Genomic DNA, 13718 nt, shown 5'->3' on the forward strand with positions numbered 1-13718 from the left:
TCTTTGAATCATGCTCGTTGCTCCATTCGTTTTTCCTAAATCATACCACATTTTCTTTAGTTTTCAGACACGTCCTAGTATGATGAATGTACAAATAAAAACGCAAAAGACAACGGGGTCTTTTTCTGCGCTTGTGATAGAGCGCCGGGAAGGGCCCTGTTTTTTTGCCTGGGGCCAACTTCCCGAAAAATGAGAGCGTTTTCATTTGGGGTTCCTAACAATCTCAGAAAGAAAAGGGGATGACAACAATGTCTCACACACTGGCAAAGCGCAGCTTTTGGTCGCTGACGCTGCTGATGGCCGCTGCACTGCTCGCAGCGTCGCTGCCTGTCTTGGCGCACGCGGCAACACCAGCTCCACAAGTGTTCGACAAGGGGAAATGGGCACCTGCCACCTATCAGGCTGTCAACGCATTGATCGAGAAAAACGGCAGCAAAAATCCTGCCTACAACGCGGCCAAAAAGCCGTATGTCGTCTTTGACTGGGACAACACCAGCATCATGCACGATACGGAAGAAGCCCTCTTTGTCTACCAGATCAACCACCTCGCCTACAAGCTCACGCCGGAAGAGTTCGGCAAGGTGATTCGCACCAACGTGCCGGAAGGGCCTTTTTCCGATGCGTATAAAAACGTGGACGGCAAACCTGTCACTCTCGACGCGATCGCAAGCGACCTGGTTGCCGACTACACTTACCTGTACCAAAATTACGAAGGGCTCAAAGGCAGCAAAACGCTGGAGGAAGTGAAGGCAACGGAGCAATTCGCCGACTTCAGAGCGAAGCTGTATTTTCTCTACGAAGCGATCAACGACACACACAGCAACACCATCGGCTATCCGTGGGTGCTCTACCTGTTCACCAACATGACGATCGACGAGGTTCATCAGCTTGCCGAGGTTTCCAACGATGCGAGCCTGGGCATGGCGATTGAAAAAGTAACCTGGACGAGCCCGAAAGCTTTGGCAGGCAAAGCAGGCGTAGTAAAAGCTTCCCACACAACCGGGCTGCGCCTGACTTCGGAAGTGGCGAACCTGATGAACACGCTGCGCGCAAACGGCATTGACGTCTACGTCGTGTCCGCTTCGCTCGAGGACGTGGTGCGAGTTTTCGCCACCCTGCCGAAATACGGCTACAACCTGCCATCGGAAAACATCATCGGCATGCGGCTGAAAACGGAAAACGGGCTGATTACGAACGTGTACCAGCCAGATTACCCGATCACTGTCGGGCACGGCAAAACAGAAGTAATCGAGAGCGTGCTGGTCAAAAAATACGGCTATGGGCCGATCTTTATCGCGGGCGACAGCAACGGTGATTTTGAGATGATGACCGAGTTGGACAGCGTACAGCTCGCCCTGGTCGTCAACCGCGTCAAAGGCGGCAAAATCGGCCAGCAGGCAGCCAAAGCCGCCGAGCAGCTCGGCAAAGCCAGCCCAACGGTTGTCCTGCAAGGCCGTGACGAAAACACCGGCATGTGGATTCCGAGCGAGTCGACCATTCGGCTGGGCGAAAAAGAGCCGCAGTTGATCTCCAAATAAACGAGCTAGAAACGAGAAAAAACCGCCCGTACAAGCAGGCGTTTTTTTCTGTTCAGCCCATTTTTTTGCCTAGCCCAAGCCCATTCCACGCCCATGAGAAAAAGCCCCGCCAAGTGCAGGTGGCAGGGCTTCCCTCTATCACACGCTGTTATTGCATCGCTACTTTCAATACAGCACGAACAGAGTCAGCCGATTTGTCCAGCGCTGCCTTCTCGGAGGCAGTCAGATCCAGCTCGATGACTTTCTCGATGCCGTTGCCACCCAACAAGGTAGGCACGCCGAGGTACAGGTCGTGGTAGCCGTACTCGCCTTCGAGATAAGCGATGGACGGCAGGATGCGCTTCTTGTCTTTCAGAATCGCTTCCGCCATTTCCACCAGGGCGGCCGCAGGCGCGTAGTAGGCGGAGCCGTTGCCGAGCAGGGCGACGATCTCGCCGCCGCCTTTGCGCGTGCGCTCGACGATGGCATCGAGGCGATTTTGCGGGATCAATTTGTCGAGCGGGATGCCGCCTGCGTAGGAGTAGCGCAACAGCGGCACCATTTCGTCACCGTGTCCGCCAAGCACGAAGCCTGTCACGTCTTCCACGGAGACGTTCAGCTCCATGGCGACAAACGTGCGGAAGCGCGCCGTATCGAGCACACCGGATTGACCGATGACGCGGTGTTTCGGGAAGCCGGATGTTTTGAAGAACGTATAGGTCATCGCATCTACCGGGTTGGACAGGATGAGTACGATGGAGTTTGGCGCGTAAATTTTCACTTGCTCCGCTACCGAACGCATGATAGCCGCGTTCGTCGCCACCAGGTCGTCGCGGGACATGCCTGGCTTGCGGGCGATCCCTGCTGTAATGATGACGATATCGGAGCCTTGAATATCCTTGTAGTCGGACGTTCCGGTGATGTTGGCATCAAAGCCGAGCACCGGCGAAGACTCCATCATGTCCAGCGCTTTTCCTTTGGTCGGGTTCTCAAGCTGCGGAATATCGACCAAAACGATGTCAGCCAGTTCTTTTTGCGCCATGATGAACGCCGTTGTCGCTCCGGTAAAGCCGCTGCCGATGACGGCTACTTTTTTTCTGCGGAATGTCATGGTAGTTCCTCCTCGTCGTGTCGTTTCCCACATATGTTACAAGACCAGCTTCACACCGCTTGCTTTTTGCTCCAGCATTTTGGAGAGAATCGTACCGATGTGGGCGCCTGCCTCGATCGGCGACGTCCCTTGACGATGAATATTGGAAATTACCGTGCGCTCGGACTCTACCATTCCTTTGCGCGGACGGTAGCACATGTAGGCGCTCATGGAGTGGGCCGTAACCAGACCCGGACGCTCTCCGATCAACAGCACCAGCACTTCCGGCTCCAAAATCTCGCCGATATGGTCCATGCTCGCGACGCGTCCGCCTTTGACAAAAAACGGAGTCCCGCAACTCAGGCCGTAGCTTTTCAACGAGTCCATCAAGGAGGGAAGCACGTCTTTCAGGTTGGCGTCGACCGCGCTGGCACTCAGGCCGTCGGAGACGACGATTTGTACCTGCGGCTTCTTTTGGCAACGCTCCTGAAGCAAGCGCACGCCTTCCTCGGTGAGAACGCGTCCCATGTCCGGGCGCTTCAAATAGTTTTCGGTGTTGTCGTACTGGGTTTCTACCGTGAACAAGGAAAACTGGTCGAGCACTTCCTGGCTGACTTCCCCGTAGACGGCATCGACTGCCGCTGCGTGGTCGCGGCGGAGTTGCAGCATCGTTTTCGTCAGCGGTCTTACCCCTGTACGCCATACGCCGATCCGCGCAGGCGTGCTGGCCAACAACTCATCCAGCCCTTCCTTCCATTTCGGATTCGGGATTTGCGCTGTTCGCTCCGGCTCCGCTGGCGCGGCGTGTGTCTCCTGCGGGCGGGAAGCCATTGGTGCCGGAGCTGCTTCCTGCTGTGCCCCGGCTTTCGCGTCCGCCGCTGCTGCCGCTTTTGGCTCAGGCGCTTTTTCGCCCAGCTCGGTCAGCTTTTTTTGCAGCTCTGCCACCACTTTGTCTACCAAAAAATCCAATTGTTGTTCCATCCGTCATACACCCCCTCTTCTTACATGAAGATTGTCGGATCGCCTGCTATTGGCGTCAGCTTGCCGTTTTCCATGATCCCCATTTTTTCCAGCCACTTTTCAAAAGCAGGTGCCGGACGGAGGCCGAGAACCTCGCGGAACGCGGCAATATCGTGGAAGCTGGTCGATTGATAGTTGAGCATGACGTCGTCCGCCATCGCCACCCCGATGACAAAGTTCACCCCTGCCGCCGATAGCAAAATTCCGAGATTGTCCATATCGTTCTGGTCAACCTTCATATGGTTTGTGTAGCAGACGTCGCAGCCCATCGGCAGCCCGTGCAGCTTGCCCATGTAGTGGTCTTCCAGCCCGGCGCGGATCACTTGCCGGCTGTCGTACAAATATTCCGGTCCGATGAAGCCGACTACCGTATTGACGATAAACGGGTTGTACTTGCGAGCAAGACCGTAGCAGCGCGCCTCCATCGTCACCTGGTCGATGCCGAAGTGCGCCTCGGAGGACAGCTCGGAGCCTTGGCCCGTCTCGAAGTACCAGAAGTTCGGCCCGTAGGAAGTGCCTTCCTTGCGCATCAGCTCGTCGGCTTCGTCCAGCAGCTTGACGTCAATCCCGAAGGCGTTGTTGCCTTTTTCGCTGCCCGCAAGACTTTGGAAAATCAGGTCGGCAGGCGCCCCCTGACGGATGGCGCGCATCTGCGTGGTCACGTGAGCGAGTACACAGTTTTGCGTCGGAATCGCCCATTTGTCCATTACCTCTTTGGTCATGTTGAGAATATCCTTGACGCTGTCCGCTGTATCAATAACCGGGTTGATTCCGATTACCGCGTCGCCGATTCCGTAGCTGAGTCCTTCGTACAGCGATGCCTTGATGCCTTGTACGCTATCGGACGGGTGATTGGGCTGAACCCGCGATGCCAGTACGCCTTGCTGACCAATCGCGGTATTGCAGTGAGTCACCACGCGAATTTTGGCCGCAGCCGTAATCAGGTCGAGGTTGCTCATCAGCTTAGCGGTAGCCGCGATCATTTCGCTGGACAAGCCGCGGCTGATGCGCTTGATCTCGTTGTCGCCCGCCTCGTGGCTCAAAATGTACTCGCGCAACTCGGCGACGCTCCAGTTTTTGATTTCGTTGTAAATTTTTTCGTTGATGCCTTCTTCAATGACGCGGGATACTTCGTCTTCCTCCGGAGGAAGCATGGGGTTGTTGCGAATGTCGGCCAACGTCAGATCAGCCAATACTTGCTTGGCAGCAACGCGTTCCCGGGAATCGGAAGCGGCGATTCCAGCCAGTTGGTCGCCGGATTTGTCTTCGTTTGCCTTCGCGAAAATTTCTTTCAAATCGCGAAATTGATAGGTCTGTCCAAGCACAGTCGTTTTCGTGTTCATTTCGTCCACCCCTTTGTACGTTACGCCTTCTCATCAAAAGCGAGGGTTTTTACCACGACCGGGATAATCGTTCCCGAAATCGGCTCACCCAGGTCGATATAATCGCCATACTCCACCCGCACCTGATCGATGCAAATAATCTCTGGCTCTCCCTTGCAGCGCAGTGCCAGTCCCTGCCCCAATGCTTTGGCCATGTCTGTCTCGCAGATGACGACCATCGTCCGGCTCTCGGCAAAATAATGCCGATATTGGTCCGACAGCTCCTGAGCGATCGTTTGCAGCAGCGCATACGAGCAATAGCCGATGCCTGAGATCGCGAGCGCGAACGGGATGCCTGTTGTTTTATCAAAAAGCCGTTCACCGAGCTGGTAGATCGCCGCTACCTCCTGATGAATCCGCGCCGGGTCCGACAGTTGTTCCTGGGTAAGCTCCAGCTTGAGAATCGGAATGTTTTTAATCGGCAAAAGCTCCGGCTTGATATGCACCGTCGAGCCGCTGATTTCCGTGCTTTGCATTCCAGCCCCGATCACGGTGGCCCGCACGGTTTGCTCCGGATCGAGCCAGCGCACCGGGTACGTTCCTTTTTCCCGCTCCTGCTGCAGCACATAGCCCAGCAGCGGACCAAAATCGCCGTAGCGGCTGACATCTGCCATGCTTTTCACGGGCGGTCCCGTCATCAACTGTCCGACCCCGCCGGAGACGGTCAGCTCTTCTACCGGAAATTCCCCGCGCAAATGCGGCCCTACGACGAGCAAGCCCGATACGTGCCGTTCTTTGCCCGTCAAATAATCCAGCATGCTGCGGGCCATCTGCTGGGCCACTTCTGTTATTTCTGGCAGTCCGACTTTTTGCCCGACCGCGATGCGCAAGCCTTTTGCCTTCAGCCATTCCTGAATGTTTGGCGACACGTAGGTGACGACGTCCTCCCGATCCAGGCGAATCAGCCTGCCGCCGACGTGGAAGGTCACTGTCGCAATCGCTCGGCCGCGCTGAAAATAAGCCGCATTGGCCGTACCGCCGCCGATATCCACGTTGACGATCGTTCCTTGCAGCGTTTGCGAGCGTTTTTCCGCACCCGCGCCTTTGCCTGCCAGCACGCCTTCGAGGTCTGCCCCCGCCGTTGCCACTACAAAATCGCCGGATCGCTCTGCCAGCAAATGCACGATGTGTTGCGCGTTTTTCTTGCTGGCCGTCTCCCCGGTGATGATGACGGCCCCCGACTTGATGGACGACAGACTGATTTGTGCTTTTTCGTACTCCGCTTGCAAAATCGCCCCGATGCCTTCCGCGTCAATCTCATCGAACCCGAGCAGCGGAGTGGAATGCACTTGACTCGCATACAGCAACTGGCGCTCCACGATCTGGTAGCGCGGCAGCGAAAAGGTGCTGGACATGCGCCCCAGGCGCAGACGACTGACGATCATTTTGGTCGTGCTCGTTCCTACATCGATGCCGACGCTTTGGATCCATTGTTCATCCATCGTGAACCTCCTTGAACCATTGGCGTGCCAGACAAGGCCGCAAAAGAAAAACGCCTGAACAGCCGAAAAAATCGCTTCCGGTCTGACTCAAGCGCCTTTGCTTTGCTTGCTATCTACTTGTTTCGTTTCCCGCATTTGTTTATCGGTCAGGAAAATCAGCCTTGGGAAAACAGCGTTTCCTCGCCGGCGAGAATTTCCTCGGCGAGCTTCACAAGCGGCATGCGCCGTTGCATGCTTACTTGCTGCATCCATTTGTAAGCGGCCTCTTCCTCCAGGGAGAGTGCGCTCATCAGTTTGCCTTTGGCCTTTTCCACGCATTTTCGATCCTCGATCTTCTGTTTCAGATCGCTAATATCTTTCTTCAACGACACGACTTTTTCCTTTTGGCTGAGCGCGATCTCCACAGCCGGAATCAGGTCATCCTCGGATACGGGCTTTACCAGATAAGCCGTCACTCCGGCTTTCCGCGCATCGATCACCAGTTCCTTCTGGCTGTACGCGGTCAAAAGAAGGATGGAGCAGTCCGAAAAGGAGCGGATAATCCCGCTTGCCTTGATGCCATTAAGGCCAGGCATTTTCACATCCATGATAATGAGGTCGGGTTTGTGACGATGAGCGAGTTCGACCGCCTCTTCCCCGTTTTTCGCCTCGGCCACAACCTGATAGCCTTCGTTTTCCAGCATCTCGCGCAAATCCATGCGAATGATCGGCTCGTCGTCAACCACCATAATCTTTGGCTGTGTCATCTTCATCCTCCTTCTGGATCGGATAGAGAATGGTAACTTCCGTTCCGTTGCCTGTGTTGCGGAAATGCATCGTTCCCTCCAGGTCTTCCTTGACGAGCGTGTCGACGATTTTCAAGCCAAGGTGACCTTTTTTGAGAATATGCTCCATGTCCTCAATGCCCACCCCGTCATCCGTGACAGACAGGCTGACGAAATCCTCCTTCGAGACGAGCGCAATGGAGATTCGCCCTTCATGAAGCTCGCGAAATCCGTGGATCATGCAGTTTTGAATCAGCTCCGTGACGATTAGGGCAAAGGATGTCGCCTTGTTGGACGGCAGGTACACGGATTCTCCCGTCACGACGACGTGTATAGCTTGCTCTGAACGTCTCATGGAAGAGACGATTATTTTCGATATTTTGGTTAAAATCTCTTTGAAGTCGATCTGCTCCAGACCGTCCTGCGCCAAATATTCGTGAATAATGGCGATGCTGTTGATCCGGTTGATGCTTTCCCGGTAGACTTTCTCGATCTCGTTCGACTGCGAACGCCGCATTTGCAGGCGCAGCAGGCTTGCGATCGTTTGCAAATTGTTTTTCACGCGATGGTGAATCTCTTTGATGACAGCCGACTTAATCATCAACTGCTTTTCTTTTTCGCGGATGTCCGAAATGTCCCGGAGCAAGATGATGCCTCCGATGATGTCGAGCTTGCGCACGGACGAAACCGCTTTCATCATGATAAAATGCTTTCCTTTTGACAACTCATCCTGAATGTAGCCCCCGTGACGCACGAAGTTTTCCGGGGAAACTCGCCAGGAAAAAATGCGTTCGATGCTCACGCCCTTGTCCGGTCTCTCAAAGCCGATCAAGGAGAGCAGCTTGTGGGCGCGCCCGTTGGCGTAGGTGATGATCCCACTCTGGTCAAACAAAATCATGCCTTCATGCAAAAGTGAAGAAATCGGCATATCAGGCACTGCGAACTGAATCAGCGTCTCGCTCAGATGTTCGGTCGTTTCCTTGAGCATCTCGACATTTTTTTCTTGTTCGACCTGCTTGGAAATATCCTGCTCGGTAATCAGCGTCCCGATCGTTTTGCCCTCGGCGTTTGTAATCGGCACGACGCTTTGACGCATGACGACCTGCTCCTGCGAGACACCTCTCGACCCGATCACCGGCTTTCCTGTAGTCAGGCAGTACATGACAGCAGGCTCGTTGATCGCGGTCGCCAGATGCCCCACGACGGAGCCGCTGTACATGGATCGCGCGGTGCTAGGCTTGGCCTGCGCGACCACCAAAGCAGCACTTCGGTCTACTGTCGGGCAGTCGATGAACATGTCTGCCTGCGACAGATCGGCAAAAATCTGCAATTTGGAAGCGAGGTCCTCCACGATCTGGATGTCGTCCTCACTCAATATCGTAGACGCTTTGCACAGTTCCCGTATGGATTGCATGCGAACCTCTTTTCACCTGCTAGGAGTTGATATTGCCTTCATTTTCTCACAGACTCGCTACGGCGGAAAGAGGCTTATTCGCTTACCATTTCTTGCAAATACGCGCGCAATTCCGGCACTCCCTCACTGGTGTAGGAGGACGTCCGAAAAATTCGCGCGTCGCCCAGCGACTGGCGCAAAAAGCCTTCCGCTCGTTGCACATCGGCAGCGGGGTGATCTACCTTGGTGATGACTCCTACGCACGCTTGGGGAAAGCCGTGCGCGAAGCCCGGGGGAAAGTAGTTGCGCTCGCGTGTGGCATCCTGGACCATCACCACGATGGTCGCCTCCAGCGCGGTTGCCATCAGGGTGCGGTAAAACATCGGATTTTCGCTGTACTCGCCCGGCGTGTCGATCACCCAGTCCCGATATTCCAGCGCTTGCGTCTTCCTGGCCGGCTGTTCATCGTTGAACAGCGCTTTGACCAGAGAAGACTTGCCCGCTTCGATGGCCCCGATAATCATGACACGGCCTGTCATGATTTCGTCACCAATGCCGGTGTGAACCGCAGTTTTTCGCTCAGCACCTGATTGACCGCGTCCACTGCCATCTCTACAGCAGAGACATCCCCCACGACAATCAGTGAACCTGTGAAACGATCGAGAAACCCAAGCTCGACACCTGCTGCCTTCGTTGCGATGTCGGCAGCAATAATGGCCGTTTCTGTCGGTGTCAGGGTCAGAATGCCGATCGCTCCGGCCTCCTTGATCCCCAGCTTGGTATAGAGCATAGGGTCAGGGTTTGCGATCACATGAGCCAACGTGACCTGTTTCCCTGGGACAAATTCCTGTATGACCCGTGAACGTTCCTGTTCCATCGCTATCCCTCTCCTCCTGCGGCACCCGGCACCTCAAACGAATCGACGATGCCCACGATGATCGCATCGATCGGCACGCTGTTGCCAGTAAAAAGGATACGGGCAGGCGTCCCGCGCGAGACGATGACCTGCTCGCCGATCCCTGCCCCGATCCGGTCTGCTGCGATGACGGTTTGCCCGCTCTCTTCGCCGCGCCAGTCAATGGGCTGGACAACCATCAGCTTGAGATTTTCCATGCCGGTTTCCTTTTGGGTTGCCCAAACGCTGCCGATCACTTTTCCCAAAAACATGCGATCACCCTTTTCCTAAATAGCTGACCGTAATGCCGCGCTCTCTCATGCTGTCGTAAGCCAGCGGAGAGACAATCGCTCCTTTTTTCACATGCAAGGTCGTATCCCGCAACTCCGGCTGGGATTTGATCCAGTCAGCCGTCAGCAGCTTGCCGGAGAACACCGCTTCTGCCTCGTCCAAGGCCGTCAAGGTCGGCTGCTCAGGCTTTGCCTCTGCTTTTTGCAGTTGGGACTTCAGCTTGGAAACGACGCGGTCAGCCAAGCGTTTCTGCTCCACGAACTCCACGCCAAGCTCCTTCATCGCCTCGACATGACGCAGGAACAGCCTGTCGTATGCTGGCGTCAGCGTCAACGTTTGCAGGGTGCGGCGGTCGGCGCGCTTGATGCCCGGCACGTCGGAACCTGCGATGACGAACTTGCCTGTCACCAGTGCGGAGAAGACGATTTCTGCCTTGATCGTGCCTTTCAGGCCGGAGGCGATTCGCGCCGCATTGTCCAGATCAATCTCCGGAATGACGATCCCGGCGTAATCTTTCGGCACTTCCAACGGGGCGGGAGCATACTCATCCGCTGTGAGAATTTTGCCTGCTCCCCCGCATTCGATCTTGTGCATCCCCAGCCAGGAGGAAGTTTCCCCGTCCAGGAAAAGGATGTCGTGGCAAATCCCGTGGTTTTTCAGGTGGATAAAATGATCCTGGAATGCCTCATGTGCCTGGCTGTCGCAAAAGACATACAGGACACGAGGCGCTTCCGGTTTCTTTTCTGCATTCATGGAAAGCAAAATTTCTTTCGTAATCGATGCCACCATTTCTCTGATGTCCATCAAAGCTCTACCTCCGTTAGCCGGAGTAAAACTGGCCGTTTTTGCCGATCACTTTTACCCGGTCGCCCGTTTTCAAATTGGCGGCATTCCCTTCATCCAGATCGACGTGGAAATCGAGCGCGAATTGTGGATGTACGCGAACGACCACATCCGGATAGATGACAGGGCGGTCACTCTGCGTCGCAAGGATCAGCGTGTCGCCGTCCTTCACCTGGAACTGCTCGGCATCCGCAGGCGACATGTGAACGTGCCGCTTGGCTACAATCACACCTTTGTCCAGTACGACTGTGCCTTTTGCTGTTACGAGTACCAGACCCGGTGTTCCTTCAATATCTCCAGACATCCGCACAGGGGCATGCACGCCCAGCGTAAATCCGTCCGTGCGGGAGATTTCCACTTGCGTCGCTCCGCGCGCCGGTCCGAGAATGCGCACGCCGTGAATGCTGCCTTTTGGCCCGACGATGGTCACCGTCTCCTGGCAAGCGAACTGGCCAGGCTGGGACAGATCGCGCATCGGCGTCAATTGGTGTCCTGCGCCAAACAGCTTCTCTACATCGGCTGGCGACAAATGAACGTGGCGATTGGAAACGCCAAGGGGAATTTCCTGTACGGCCCCGGCAGTTTGATTGGTGGAAGGTTGCTGCTGTTGTTCTTCAAAAGATTTCACTTGAATCCCTCTTCCTTTCAAGAAATCTGCCGCTGCTGGTGTGATTTTATCCCCTTTCTCCAGGAGAAAGGGGTTTGGGATGCCTGTCTTATGCATGGCTCGCAAAGATGCTTCTGTAATAACTGCCATAGGGGATTACCCTTCGAGCTTAGGCAGGATCAGTTCAATGTCTCCGTGCGGGCGTGGGATGACGTGTACAGATACGAGCTCGCCTACTTTTTCGGCAGCAGCGGCGCCTGCGTCCGTGGAAGCTTTTACTGCACCTACGTCACCACGTACCATGACTGTTACGAGACCGCCACCTACGTGTACTTTGCCAATCAGTTTTACGTTCGCTGCTTTTACCATTGCATCAGCAGCTTCAACTGCTCCTACCAGACCTTTTGTTTCTACCATTCCCAATGCGGACATTTCTCCAGCCATTTTTTTATTCCTCCTTAATTATATGGACAAATTTTTACTAATTTACGACGTCATTTCTGTTAAAACCGATTTAATAATGTTTTTGATCTCTTCGCGGCTCAAGCCGACGTTCAGCGAAGAGACTGCTTGCAGCACGGCTTCCTCTGCCTTTGTCGCTTGTGCAGCTTGCACTGGCGCAGACTCAGGCATTTCTCTTACGCCGAAAGCGACGCGCTTGATGTTGAAAAGATGCTTGGGACCGATGTTGTCGGATGTGATGTTGTTCCCGAAAGAACCGCATCCGAGCGTAAAGGACGGCTGCACGCCAGTCGTGGCCCCGATGCCCCCGAAGGTGGTTCCGGTATTGACCGGGATGCGGGAAGCCGGCATCGCCTGGCCGTAAGATGCGATGATGTTTTCATCCTGTGCGTGAATCCCTGCGGTGTGGCCCAAGCCGCCGTGCGTGAGCAGCTCGCGGCAACGGGCAAACGCCTCGTTGTCTCCTTGAACGGTGTAGAGAGCGAGAATCGGCGCCAGCTTTTCCACGGACAGCGGATACTCTTTGCCTACGCCAGTCTCTTCCGCCACCAGCACGCGCGTTTCGGCCGGAATCGAGATGCCTGCCATTTGCGCGATGACGTGCGGGGAGCGGCCGACGATTTTGGCGTTGAGCGAGCCGTTCACCATGATGATGGCGGCTACTTTTGCCTTCTCGTTCTCGTCCAGGAAGTACGCTCCTTCGCGCTTCAAAGCGGCAATCATCTGATGCTTGACCGCTTCCTCAACCACTAGTGCCTGCTCCGAGGCGCAGATGGTGCCGTAGTCAAAGGTCTTGCTCTGCACAATGCGCTTGGCAGCGGCAGCGAGGTCAGCGCTGTGGTGGATGTAGACCGGAACGTTTCCGGGTCCGACACCGTAAGCAGGCTTTCCGGAGCTGTACGCAGCCCGCACCATTGGCGTACCACCTGTTGCGAGAATCACGTTGGTCAGCTTGTGCTTCATCAGCTCGTTTGTAGCCGGGAGCGTCGGCTTGCTAACGCAATGGATCAAGCCTTCCGGCGCTCCAGCCTGCACAGCGGCCTGTGCCATCAGCCGCGCTGCTTCCAGCGTGCATTTGGCTGCCGACGGGTGCGGGCTGAAGACAATCGCGTTGCGCGCCTTGAGCGCGATCATCGACTTGAAAATAACGGTCGATGTCGGGTTGGTCGACGGCACGATACCAGCCACGATCCCGACCGGCTGCGCCACTTCCCACACCTTGTTCTCTTCGTCCTTGCGAATGATGCCTACGGTCTTCACATCTTTGATGGAAGCATACACATCCTGGGAAGCGAACAAGTTTTTCATCCGTTTGTCCGGAACGTTTCCGAAGCCAGTCTCTTCAACCGCCAGAGCGGCCAATCGCTCGGCATTCTCTACGCCAGCCTTGGACATGGCAGCGATGATCCGGTCGATCTGCTCCTGGGTGTAGGTAGCAAGCTTCGCCTGCGCTTCCTTCGCTTGGGCGAGGTACGTGCGCACTTCCTGAATGGAATACAAATCAGCGTCCAGTGTCATTAGGCTTTGTCACCTCCGCCTTGCTGCTTTTCTTCAATCAGGCGAATCAGGTCTTCTTTCTTCGCCGTATTGATGTCATTGGTCGAAAGCGGGAAATCCGCAATCGAGCGGGCCAGCTTGCGCAAGTCGTTGATCGATTGCTCTGCCAGCGCCGGCTCTGCCTTTGCCTGTGCAGGCTGTGGCTTGGCTTCTTCCTTCGCTTCCGAACGCATCAGATTTTTAATCATTTTGGGAACATTCTCATCAGGACGCGGGATGACGTGGGAGTGCAGCAACCGTCCGACGCGTCTTGCTGCGTCAGCGCCAGCGTCTACAGCCGCCTGAACCGAAGAAACATCTCCGATTACGTACACGGTCACAATCCCTGCATCCGCGCCTTCATAAGTAACGACCTTGACGTCTGCCGCTTTGGCAGCAGCATCGGCGGCCGCGATGAGCGCGGGCAAGCCCAGCGTCTCAATCATGCCCAGTGAGTATGCATGAGCGCGCATTTA

15 protein-coding genes are annotated in these 13718 nt (G+C 55.4%); 1 reads left to right on the forward strand and 14 read right to left on the reverse strand.

The window, feature by feature from the left end; genetic code table 11:
- Window positions 1-248 precede the first annotated feature (248 nt).
- The gene (locus tag AC3WQH_RS09355; RefSeq protein WP_007777346.1) at window positions 249-1538 is read left to right on the forward strand and encodes a haloacid dehalogenase-like hydrolase; all 1290 of its coding nucleotides are present in this window, start codon (window positions 249-251) and stop codon (window positions 1536-1538) included.
- A 148-nt stretch (window positions 1539-1686) separates the two neighbouring features.
- Here AC3WQH_RS09355 and mdh read toward each other — a convergent pair whose 3' ends face one another.
- From mdh to AC3WQH_RS09425, 14 genes are all read right to left on the reverse strand, one after another.
- Entirely contained in the window at window positions 1687-2628 is a 942-nt protein-coding gene (gene mdh, locus AC3WQH_RS09360; RefSeq protein WP_005827536.1) for a malate dehydrogenase, read from the reverse strand.
- 36 nt (window positions 2629-2664) lie between these two features.
- On the reverse strand, window positions 2665-3588 hold the full coding sequence (eutC, locus tag AC3WQH_RS09365) for an ethanolamine ammonia-lyase subunit EutC (protein ID WP_005827534.1): 924 nt from the start codon (window positions 3586-3588) through the stop codon (window positions 2665-2667).
- 20 nt (window positions 3589-3608) lie between these two features.
- Window positions 3609-4970, reverse strand: a complete 1362-nt coding sequence (locus tag AC3WQH_RS09370) for an ethanolamine ammonia-lyase subunit EutB (RefSeq protein ID WP_221843057.1) — start codon at window positions 4968-4970, stop codon at window positions 3609-3611.
- A gap of 20 nt (window positions 4971-4990) precedes the next feature.
- Window positions 4991-6451, reverse strand: coding sequence for an ethanolamine ammonia-lyase reactivating factor EutA (locus tag AC3WQH_RS09375; RefSeq protein ID WP_005827530.1), 1461 nt, complete (start codon window positions 6449-6451; stop codon window positions 4991-4993).
- Window positions 6452-6606: 155 nt separating this feature from the next.
- Entirely contained in the window at window positions 6607-7203 is a 597-nt protein-coding gene (locus tag AC3WQH_RS09380; protein WP_429777001.1) for an ANTAR domain-containing response regulator, read from the reverse strand.
- A complete protein-coding gene (locus AC3WQH_RS09385) occupies window positions 7169-8629 on the reverse strand; it encodes a sensor histidine kinase (RefSeq protein ID WP_026557594.1) in 1461 nt (486 codons plus the stop codon). The genes AC3WQH_RS09380 and AC3WQH_RS09385 overlap by 35 nt, the downstream gene beginning before the upstream one ends.
- A 74-nt stretch (window positions 8630-8703) precedes the next feature.
- On the reverse strand, window positions 8704-9147 hold the full coding sequence (locus AC3WQH_RS09390) for a EutP/PduV family microcompartment system protein (RefSeq protein ID WP_005827524.1): 444 nt from the start codon (window positions 9145-9147) through the stop codon (window positions 8704-8706).
- Entirely contained in the window at window positions 9144-9485 is a 342-nt protein-coding gene (eutS, locus tag AC3WQH_RS09395) for an ethanolamine utilization microcompartment protein EutS (RefSeq protein WP_005827522.1), read from the reverse strand. The genes AC3WQH_RS09390 and eutS overlap by 4 nt, the downstream gene beginning before the upstream one ends.
- A gap of 2 nt (window positions 9486-9487) precedes the next feature.
- Window positions 9488-9775 (reverse strand): EutN/CcmL family microcompartment protein, encoded by a 288-nt coding sequence (locus AC3WQH_RS09400; RefSeq protein WP_005827520.1) that lies wholly within the window; start codon window positions 9773-9775, stop codon window positions 9488-9490.
- A 4-nt stretch (window positions 9776-9779) separates the two neighbouring features.
- Window positions 9780-10598 carry a hypothetical protein gene (locus AC3WQH_RS09405; RefSeq protein ID WP_007777362.1) on the reverse strand — a complete coding sequence of 273 codons (819 nt, stop codon included), beginning with the start codon at window positions 10596-10598 and terminating at the stop codon, window positions 9780-9782.
- Window positions 10599-10614: 16 nt separating this feature from the next.
- Window positions 10615-11394, reverse strand: a complete 780-nt coding sequence (pduL, locus tag AC3WQH_RS09410; protein WP_005827517.1) for a phosphate propanoyltransferase — start codon at window positions 11392-11394, stop codon at window positions 10615-10617.
- Between the two features lie 6 nt (window positions 11395-11400).
- Window positions 11401-11688, reverse strand: coding sequence for an ethanolamine utilization microcompartment protein EutM (gene eutM, locus AC3WQH_RS09415; protein WP_005827515.1), 288 nt, complete (start codon window positions 11686-11688; stop codon window positions 11401-11403).
- A 42-nt stretch (window positions 11689-11730) separates the two neighbouring features.
- Window positions 11731-13224 (reverse strand): acetaldehyde dehydrogenase (acetylating), encoded by a 1494-nt coding sequence (locus tag AC3WQH_RS09420; protein WP_007777369.1) that lies wholly within the window; start codon window positions 13222-13224, stop codon window positions 11731-11733.
- A complete protein-coding gene (locus AC3WQH_RS09425) occupies window positions 13224-13715 on the reverse strand; it encodes a BMC domain-containing protein (protein WP_007777371.1) in 492 nt (163 codons plus the stop codon). The genes AC3WQH_RS09420 and AC3WQH_RS09425 overlap by 1 nt, the downstream gene beginning before the upstream one ends.
- Between the last annotated feature and the right edge of the window lie 3 nt (window positions 13716-13718).

The sequence above is a fragment of the Brevibacillus sp. FW301-21C12A genome, assembly GCF_058788915.1.

What these genes read in the sequence shown, in the direction of transcription:
- AC3WQH_RS09355 (WP_007777346.1), top strand. Translation starts at nt 249, where the DNA reads ATGTCTCACACACTGGCAAAGCGCAGCTTTTGGTCGCTGACGCTGCTG.
- mdh (WP_005827536.1), bottom strand. Translation starts at nt 2,628, where the DNA reads ATGACATTCCGCAGAAAAAAAGTAGCCGTCATCGGCAGCGGCTTTACC.
- eutC (WP_005827534.1), bottom strand. Translation starts at nt 3,588, where the DNA reads ATGGAACAACAATTGGATTTTTTGGTAGACAAAGTGGTGGCAGAGCTG.
- AC3WQH_RS09370 (WP_221843057.1), bottom strand. Translation starts at nt 4,970, where the DNA reads ATGAACACGAAAACGACTGTGCTTGGACAGACCTATCAATTTCGCGAT.
- AC3WQH_RS09375 (WP_005827530.1), bottom strand. Translation starts at nt 6,451, where the DNA reads ATGGATGAACAATGGATCCAAAGCGTCGGCATCGATGTAGGAACGAGC.
- AC3WQH_RS09380 (WP_429777001.1), bottom strand. Translation starts at nt 7,203, where the DNA reads ATGAAGATGACACAGCCAAAGATTATGGTGGTTGACGACGAGCCGATC.
- AC3WQH_RS09385 (WP_026557594.1), bottom strand. Translation starts at nt 8,629, where the DNA reads ATGCAATCCATACGGGAACTGTGCAAAGCGTCTACGATATTGAGTGAG.
- AC3WQH_RS09390 (WP_005827524.1), bottom strand. Translation starts at nt 9,147, where the DNA reads ATGACAGGCCGTGTCATGATTATCGGGGCCATCGAAGCGGGCAAGTCT.
- eutS (WP_005827522.1), bottom strand. Translation starts at nt 9,485, where the DNA reads ATGGAACAGGAACGTTCACGGGTCATACAGGAATTTGTCCCAGGGAAA.
- AC3WQH_RS09400 (WP_005827520.1), bottom strand. Translation starts at nt 9,775, where the DNA reads ATGTTTTTGGGAAAAGTGATCGGCAGCGTTTGGGCAACCCAAAAGGAA.
- AC3WQH_RS09405 (WP_007777362.1), bottom strand. Translation starts at nt 10,598, where the DNA reads ATGGACATCAGAGAAATGGTGGCATCGATTACGAAAGAAATTTTGCTT.
- pduL (WP_005827517.1), bottom strand. Translation starts at nt 11,394, where the DNA reads ATGGCAGTTATTACAGAAGCATCTTTGCGAGCCATGCATAAGACAGGC.
- eutM (WP_005827515.1), bottom strand. Translation starts at nt 11,688, where the DNA reads ATGGCTGGAGAAATGTCCGCATTGGGAATGGTAGAAACAAAAGGTCTG.
- AC3WQH_RS09420 (WP_007777369.1), bottom strand. Translation starts at nt 13,224, where the DNA reads ATGACACTGGACGCTGATTTGTATTCCATTCAGGAAGTGCGCACGTAC.
- AC3WQH_RS09425 (WP_007777371.1), bottom strand. Translation starts at nt 13,715, where the DNA reads ATGCGCGCTCATGCATACTCACTGGGCATGATTGAGACGCTGGGCTTG.